We start from the raw sequence: 7,633 nt of genomic DNA on the forward strand, positions 1-7,633 counted from the left end.
GACCGACCGACATGGATGACCTCACCATCGCGCGCATGATCCATATCCTGGCCGTCATTTGCTGGATCGGCGGGGTTGCGTTTGCAACCACCGTGGTCATCCCGTCGGTCAAAGCCCTGCCGTCATCGGAGCGGCTGACTGCCTTTCACCGCATTGAAAGCCGGTTCGCGCCGCAAGCGCGCATCTGGCTTCTCTTCGCGGGCGCAAGCGGCCTGTGGATGATCCAGCGCGGAGGAATGTGGGATCGCTTCGGTGATCTCCATTTCTGGTGGATGCACGCCATGCTATGCGTGTGGTCGATCTTCTTTGTGGTGCTGTTTATCGTTGAACCGCTGATCTTGCGTCGCCGGTTCGAGGTTTGGGCGGCAAGATCTCCGGATGGAGCGTTCAGGCTGCTCCACCGCGCGCATGTCCTTCTACTTGGTCTCAGCCTGGTTACCGTAATCGGTGCGGTTGCCGGAAGCCGCGGGTTTTCGCCACTTTAGATAGCCGATGAAGGAGTCCGACCGTTGTGCCTGATACCGAAAACAGATCGATAGATCCCGAACGCATCGAGGCGGTCGCGCACGCCGTCCATGCGCTTTGCCACGGACGATCCGATGTATCGCTAGCGGCGCATGTGGCGGCGGCGGTCGCCCAGCATTTTGCAGGCACCGCACCGATGACGGATTCTATTCTCGCGCAACGCGCTGCGCTGGAAACGGCCGTAACAAAGAGGGTGGAGCAGCTACAAGAGAGCCAAGCCGAGTCCGACGCAATCGACGAGGCATCGCGGGAATCCTTTCCTGCCAGCGACCCGCCCGCATGGATTTCAGGCCGACATTGACCGCTTCAGACAACGGTAGAAAGATAATTGATCATGGCACTTCATCACGCGCAGCACGGCGAGATCGTACATCTCTCAGGCTTGGGTGTGGGCGTAGATGATGCCCACACGACCGCCCTCGTCAAAACCGAGGCCTTCGAGGCGATCCACCTCCTCGTGCACGCTGGCGCCGTAATCCCGCCGCACCACGTTGCCGGGCAAGCGACGCTCCACTGCCTGCGTGGCAGAGTGCATGTATTGCTCGGAGACGCGAAGGCCATCCTGGAGATCGGCGACTGGATGTATCTCGATCGCGGCGAGGAGCATGGCATCGAAGGCATTGAAGATGGAGCCTTGCTGCTCACGATATTGTTCGAGCACCCAACTGTCTCAACCGTAAGCTGAGCGCATGCGAACTGCGATCATCATCAGCCGTTTTCGGCTGTTCTTTATGAGAGGCACCTTCCACTCTCCGCGCTGCCCTGCCTTCAACCGCCAATGGCGGGGCGTCTATCAGTCTACGGTCAGCTGGGCCCATTTCGGATGTTGAACGTGTGCCGGACCGTTCAACTCTTTCTAACCCTTCGGTTTCGCCAGGAGACGCGCAATGGACGAAGCCGCCCAACCCAAATTTGATCCTGAAGTCAGTCCCTTGTCGAAATGGTGGCTGCGATCGGTCCTGATGGTGATGATCCTTGGCTTTGCGGGGCTTCTGGCGATCACCATGCTCTCCTACCGGAACGCGCCACCCATCCCCGATACCGTGATTGATGCTCACGGAGAGACCCTGTTCACAGGTGATCAGATCCGCTCGGGACAGGCCATATTTCTGCGCTATGGCTTGATGGACAATGGCACGATCTGGGGACATGGGGCCTATCTTGGCCCTGATTTTTCAGCCGAAACGCTGCATCAGATTGGTGAGAGCCTAGCCACCTCCCTGGCACAACAACAATTCGCCAAGGCTTTGAACGCACTTACCCCTATCGAGACAGGGTCGATCCGCGGTCAGGTCGCCGTCACGCTGAAAACCAATCGTTTCGATCCTGCCAGCAACACTCTTCGCCTGACTGCGCCGGAGGCTATTGCCTACCGCGCGCAGACAGCCCGCTGGACATCCTATTTCATCAACCCAGCGCGCAACGGCGGTCTCGCGCCCAAGCTCATCACCGATCCGGCAGAATTGCGCGACTTGACTGCGTTTTTCTGCTGGACGGCCTGGGCGTCGGTCACCGATCGGCCTGGGGCGGATTATTCCTATACCAACAATTTTCCCTATGATCCCGGCGTTGGCAATGTCGCTCCGGCCGGGGCGCTCCTCTGGAGCACGCTTAGTCTGATCGCCCTGCTCGGCGGCATCGCGGCAGTACTGCTTGCATTCGGCAAATTCGATTATCTGGGCTGGATTACGCGGGGCCATAGCGCCACGCCGCAGGTGATCCCGGGACAGGCAAGCCCCGGCCAGCGCGCCCTCGTCAAATTCTTCGTTGTCGTTTCCTTGCTGTTTCTGATGCAGACGCTCGTAGGTGCTGCGGTTGCGCATTATCGCGCCGATCCAGGAAGTTTCTACGGCTTCCAGCTTGAGACTATCTTTCCGAGCAACCTGATGCGCATCTGGCACTTGCAGACCGCAATCTTCTGGATCGCAACGGCCTATGTAGCCGCCGCGCTGTTTTTGGGCCGCTCGCTGCGCGCCGACGAACCCCGCTGGCTGCCCGCAGCCATCCATCTTCTGTTCGCGGCTTTCGCCATCGTCATCGGCGCCAGTCTCCTTGGCGAATGGGCGGGCATCTCCGGGTGGCTTGGCGACTGGTGGTTCCTGTTCGGAAACCAGGGCTGGGAATATCTCGAGATCGGCCGCTTCTGGCAGTATCTGCTCGTTGTGGGACTATTGGCGTGGTTCGCGCTGCTCTGGCGGATTGCGCGGCCCAGCCAGGTCTCCAACGTCCATGCACGGCCGATCGCCCGGATGTTTCTGTTCGGCGCGCTGGCCATCCCCGTCTTCTACGTTCCCGCCCTCTTTTTTGGCGCCAAGACCAACTTTACCGTGGTCGATACCTGGCGCTTCTGGATCATCCATCTGTGGGTTGAAGGATTCTTCGAATTCTTCGCAACCACCGTAGTCGCGCTGATGTTGTTCCAATTGGGCCTCACGGGCCGGAACACAGCGCTGCGGGTAATTTATCTCGACGCGATCCTCTATTTCCTCGGCGGGCTGATGGGGACGGGGCATCACTGGTATTTTTCAGGACAGACCCAGATCAACATGGCGGCATCAGCGCTTTTCTCCGCGCTGGAGGTCGTGCCTCTGACATTGCTGACGCTCGACGCATGGGATTTTGTCCGCACGACGCGCAGCGAAACCGACAAAAGTGGCGTCGCCTCGGCGCTACCCCATAAATGGACGTTTTATTTCCTCATGGCCGTGGGATTCTGGAATTTCCTCGGCGCCGGAGTCTTCGGATTCATGATTAATCTGCCGATCGTGAGCTATTATGAGGTTGGAACCATCCTGACGCCCAATCATGGCCATGCCGCTATGATGGGCGTCTTCGGCATGCTAGCCCTTGCCCTGATGGTGTTTGTGCTACGCCAGACGACTGACGTCGCGCGCTGGCCGAGCATCGAGAGATACGTCCGCATCGGGTTCTGGGGGAGCAACATCGGGCTCGCCTTGATGGTAATCCTGAGCTTGTTCCCTGCCGGAGTTTTGCAGGTATGGGATGTGCTGCAACATGGCTATTGGCACGCACGAAGCATCGCTTACACTGGCAGCAATATCGCGCGGCAGCTCGAATGGATGCGCTTACCCGCCGATCTGATCTTCATCATTTTTGGCGCCATTCCACTGATGATCGCTGCGCTGAAGGCCTATTGGGGGCTCTACATCAGGCCGCTCGATTCTCTTCAGATTAAGCTGCCCCCTCCACACTGACAGTCACTCCATTTGCCGAGTGTCGGATTGGTTCTCGTGGAGCAGCCAATTCTGCTATCCAGCCAGCTGCTGAGCGCGCAGGCATCAATCAGACCTTACGGAGCAAATAATGCGGACCGCTCTGTGGGGAAGCCCGCCCAGGACCTTGAGAATGGCCTATGTGCTCTCGAGAACGCTATCAGAGTCGCCTTGTCGCGGTCAGAGCGACCGTCCGCCATCGACCGAGATAGATGCACCAGTGACGAACGCACCAAGGTCGGTGCTCATCCAGAGCACGGCGTCGGCGATCTCCTCCGGCTTGCCCAGTCGGCCAAACGCCGCGAGGTCGATCGCCAGTCCGTTGATCTGCAGCGCGATGCGCTGATCGCGACAGGGGCGTAGATGAGCGGTACGTGTATTCGGCCAGTTCGCCGCGATGACGCCCCTCGCCGCCAAATAGATAATTACTCGCGGCCCTTGACCCTGACACGATGTCAAACCCTAGATAGGGGGCGTCGATAAGGAGAACGGGAATGTCCGAGCCAAAATCCACGGCACATGACAGCCAAAATCATGTCTGCTGCGCGGGTCACGCGAAGAATGCGGTCGATCCCGCGGGTTCTCAGCAAGCCGTCGATCCTGTTTGCGGGATGACCGTCGATCCGGCGACGACTCAGCATCACGCCGAACATGACAGCACGGCCTATCATTTCTGCAGTGCCGGCTGCCGCGCCAAGTTCGTTACCGACCCGGCACGCTATCTTTCGAAGGGCGGGCAATCGCAGCCGGAAGTGTCTACGACCGCGATCTGGACCTGTCCGATGCATCCCGAAATCCGTCGGCCGGGACCAGGAGCCTGTCCGATCTGCGGCATGGCGCTCGAACCCGAGGTCGCGACGGCCGAGGCCGGACTCAGTCCCGAACTCGTCGATATGACGCGGCGCTTCTGGATCGCTCTGGCGCTCACTGCGCCCGTGTTCCTGCTCGAGATGGGCGGGCATCTGTTCCCGGCACTGCACCACCTCGTCTCCGAGCGGATATCGGGCTGGATCCAGTTCGCGCTGGCGACCCCCGTTGTGATCTGGGCGGGCTGGCCGTTTTTTGAGCGCGGCTGGGCATCGCTCCAGACGCGAAACCTCAACATGTTTACGCTGATCGCGATGGGAACAGGGGTCGCCTGGGCTTATAGCGTGGTGGCAACGCTCGCACCCGGTATATTCCCTGCGGCGTTCCGCATGATGGACGGTACGGTCGCGATCTATTTCGAGGCCGCTGCGGTCATCACCGTCCTTGTGCTTCTCGGACAGGTTTTGGAATTGCGCGCCCGCGAGCGCACCTCGGGTGCGATCAAGGCGCTCCTCAATCTCGCGCCGAAGACCGCCCGCCGGATCATGGCAGACGGTGGCGACGAGGAAGTCGCGGTCGACCTGATCGCCGTGGGCGACAGACTGCGCATTCGCCCCGGCGAAAAGGTGCCCGTGGATGCCGTGGTTGAGGATGGCCGCTCTTCGATCGACGAGTCGATGGTCACAGGCGAATCCATGCCGGTGACGAAAACTGTCGATGCTCATGTGGTCGCGGGAACGATGAACCAGACCGGATCGCTCATCGTGCGGGCCGACAAGGTTGGCCGCGATACGATGCTGGCGCGGATCGTCCAGATGGTGGCGGACGCGCAGCGTTCGCGCGCGCCGATCCAGCGCATGGCCGACAAGGTCGCGGGCTGGTTTGTCCCGGCGGTGCTCGGCGTCGCGCTGCTCTCGTTCGCAATATGGGCGATATGGGGTCCGGAGCCGCGACTGGCGCATGGCCTTGTAGCCGCTGTCGCGGTGCTGATCATCGCCTGCCCCTGCGCCCTGGGCCTCGCGACGCCGATGTCGATCATGGTCGGTATCGGCCGGGGTGCGGGCCTTGGCGTCCTGATCAAGAATGCCGAGGCGCTGGAGCGTATGGAGAAGGTCGATACGATCGTCGTCGACAAGACCGGCACGCTGACCGAAGGGCGACCTTCGGTGACAAGCATCGTGGCGATGGATGGCTTTTCGGAGCACGATCTTCTTCGTCTTGCGGCGAGCGTCGAGCGGGCGTCGGAGCATCCCCTGGCGCTCGCGATCGTTGCGGCCGCGAAGGATCGTGGCATCCCAGTTCCCGAGGTCTCCGACTTCGACTCGCCCACGGGCAAGGGCGCGGTCGGCACCGTGGACGGCAAGCGCATCTTTCTGGGCGGCGCGGCCTATCTCCAAGAGAGTGGCATCGACGTGTCGCCAGCGGCAGCAAGGGCCGATGAGTTGCGGGCGGACGGGGCGACGGCGATTTTTGCCGCCATTGACGGCCGGGTCGCCGGGATCCTGGCCATTGCCGATCCGATCAAGACGACTACGGCGAAGGCGCTGGTCGCCTTGCGGAAGGAGGGCGTGCGCGTGGTCATGCTGACGGGCGACAACCGGACGACCGCCGAGGCGGTGGCCCGGAAACTCGGCATCGACGCGGTTGAAGCAGAGGTGCTGCCCGAACAAAAGAGCGCCGTCGTCCTGCGCCTGCAACGTGAAGGCCATGTCGTCGCCATGGCCGGCGATGGGGTGAACGACGCGCCGGCGCTGGCGGCAGCGGACGTCGGCATTGCCATGGGCTCGGGCACCGATGTTGCCATTGAAAGCGCCGGAATAACGCTACTCAAGGGCGATCTCAATGGCATCGTGCGGGCGCGACGGCTGAGCGAGGCGACGATGGCCAACATCCGCCAGAACCTGTTCTTCGCCTTCATCTACAATGCGGCTGGCGTCCCCATTGCCGCCGGGCTTCTATACCCAGTCTTCGGCATCGTTCTGTCGCCAGTGATCGCCGCTGCCGCGATGGCCCTGTCATCGGTCAGCGTCGTCACCAACGCGCTGCGTCTCAATCGGGTAAAGCTGTGAACATCGGCGGCGCGGCGGCGGCGAGCGGGGTCTCGCAGCGGATGATCCGCCACTACGAGAAGATCGGGCTTATCCCGTCGCCACCGCGACGTGACAGCGGATATCGTGACTATTCGGAAGCGGACATACATCGCCTGCAGTTTATCGCGAATGCCCGGGATCTGGGATTTCCGATCGAGGAAATCCGCGTGTTGCTCGATCTCTGGTCCGATCGCGATCGCGCCAGCGCCGAGGTCAAGGCGCTGGCGGAATCGCGCGCCGCAGACCTCGGTCGGAAGGCGGATGCGCTCAACGCCATGCGCGGAGCATTGCTAGACTTGGCGAAAGACTGCCACGGCAATGATCGACCAGAATGTCCGATACTCACGCGTTTGGCTTCCTGACGCTCCAGCTCGTCGAGAAGCGTGCCAATCAGCATGGGGCCAGTCGCTCCGATCGGATGACCGAGCGCGGATGCGGGACCACCGATAGCAAGCTCGAAGATCCAATGTCGTCGCCTAAAATAGGGTAAGCATAGGCAAGGCGTCGGCAGCGTGGTAGGTTGATTTATCACCCGACCTCCTCTGCAGGCGTCCTGTGACAGAGGGATCATCGTGCCTTCGCCTGCAAGTGCAAGGCCGGACAATGACGTTTGCCGAATCCCTCAACATCGCAACGGGCTGACCGGAGTGCCGACAACACTTCCTGTGCGGAACCTCGAAGAGGCGAATCTGCTCGCTCATGCGATTGTGAACACGATCCCCGAGCCCTTTCTCGTCCTCGACGCCGATCTACGGGTGCTTGAGGCAAGCCGCTCCTTCTACGAGATTTTCAAGGTTGCGCCTGGGCAGACGCAGGGCTGCCTGCTCTATGGGGACCGGTGAGAAAAGGCCCAAAAACGTACGCTCTCATGACTGCCATCCGAGACGCTGGCCGAGTTTACCTTGTCGCTGGCCGCAAGACCAGCGTTCGCATTGACCTTGGCGGGTGTGCCGCGGACGCCTGATCGACGACGATTGA

At 61.1% G+C, this 7,633-nt stretch carries 8 protein-coding genes; 7 read left to right on the top strand and 1 reads right to left on the bottom strand.

The window, feature by feature from the left end; all coding sequences use genetic code 11:
* Positions 1-11: 11 nt before the first annotated feature.
* The 4 genes from ACP7BL_RS16595 to ACP7BL_RS16610 all read left to right on the top strand — a co-directional run bounded on the left by ACP7BL_RS16595 (position 12) and on the right by ACP7BL_RS16610 (position 3,740).
* On the top strand, positions 12-485 hold the full coding sequence (locus ACP7BL_RS16595; RefSeq protein WP_133722785.1) for a hypothetical protein: 474 nt from the start codon (positions 12-14) through the stop codon (positions 483-485).
* A gap of 26 nt (positions 486-511) precedes the next feature.
* Entirely contained in the window at positions 512-826 is a 315-nt protein-coding gene (locus ACP7BL_RS16600) for a hypothetical protein (protein ID WP_133722784.1), read from the top strand.
* A 33-nt stretch (positions 827-859) separates the two neighbouring features.
* A complete protein-coding gene (locus ACP7BL_RS16605; protein WP_209612920.1) occupies positions 860-1,210 on the top strand; it encodes a cupin domain-containing protein in 351 nt (116 codons plus the stop codon).
* Between the two features lie 202 nt (positions 1,211-1,412).
* Positions 1,413-3,740 carry a nitric-oxide reductase large subunit gene (locus ACP7BL_RS16610; RefSeq protein WP_137903127.1) on the top strand — a complete coding sequence of 776 codons (2,328 nt, stop codon included), beginning with the start codon at positions 1,413-1,415 and terminating at the stop codon, positions 3,738-3,740.
* 198 nt (positions 3,741-3,938) lie between these two features.
* On the opposite strand, the gene ACP7BL_RS16615 is transcribed toward ACP7BL_RS16610, so the two are convergent.
* Positions 3,939-4,175 carry an SDR family oxidoreductase gene (locus ACP7BL_RS16615; RefSeq protein WP_249340886.1) on the bottom strand — a complete coding sequence of 79 codons (237 nt, stop codon included), beginning with the start codon at positions 4,173-4,175 and terminating at the stop codon, positions 3,939-3,941.
* A gap of 77 nt (positions 4,176-4,252) precedes the next feature.
* On the opposite strand from ACP7BL_RS16615, the gene ACP7BL_RS16620 reads away from it, so the two are divergent.
* From ACP7BL_RS16620 to ACP7BL_RS16630, 3 genes are all read left to right on the top strand, one after another.
* Positions 4,253-6,634 (top strand): heavy metal translocating P-type ATPase, encoded by a 2,382-nt coding sequence (locus tag ACP7BL_RS16620; RefSeq protein WP_137903126.1) that lies wholly within the window; start codon positions 4,253-4,255, stop codon positions 6,632-6,634.
* A complete protein-coding gene (cueR, locus tag ACP7BL_RS16625; RefSeq protein ID WP_137903125.1) occupies positions 6,631-7,017 on the top strand; it encodes a Cu(I)-responsive transcriptional regulator in 387 nt (128 codons plus the stop codon). The genes ACP7BL_RS16620 and cueR overlap by 4 nt, the downstream gene beginning before the upstream one ends.
* Positions 7,018-7,320: 303 nt before the next feature.
* Positions 7,321-7,497 carry a PAS domain-containing protein gene (locus tag ACP7BL_RS16630; RefSeq protein WP_140356317.1) on the top strand — a complete coding sequence of 59 codons (177 nt, stop codon included), beginning with the start codon at positions 7,321-7,323 and terminating at the stop codon, positions 7,495-7,497.
* Positions 7,498-7,633 lie beyond the last annotated feature (136 nt).

The sequence above is a fragment of the Sphingomonas sp. DC1600-2 genome, from assembly GCF_049897605.1.
Classification (GTDB): Bacteria; Pseudomonadota; Alphaproteobacteria; order Sphingomonadales; family Sphingomonadaceae; genus Sphingomonas.

Excerpts from the sequence above, each read along its gene's own strand:
- ACP7BL_RS16610 (WP_137903127.1), top strand. The coding sequence starts at position 1,413 with ATGGACGAAGCCGCCCAACCCAAATTTGATCCTGAAGTCAGTCCCTTG.
- ACP7BL_RS16620 (WP_137903126.1), top strand. The coding sequence starts at position 4,253 with ATGTCCGAGCCAAAATCCACGGCACATGACAGCCAAAATCATGTCTGC.
- ACP7BL_RS16595 (WP_133722785.1), top strand. The coding sequence starts at position 12 with ATGGATGACCTCACCATCGCGCGCATGATCCATATCCTGGCCGTCATT.
- ACP7BL_RS16605 (WP_209612920.1), top strand. The coding sequence starts at position 860 with ATGGCACTTCATCACGCGCAGCACGGCGAGATCGTACATCTCTCAGGC.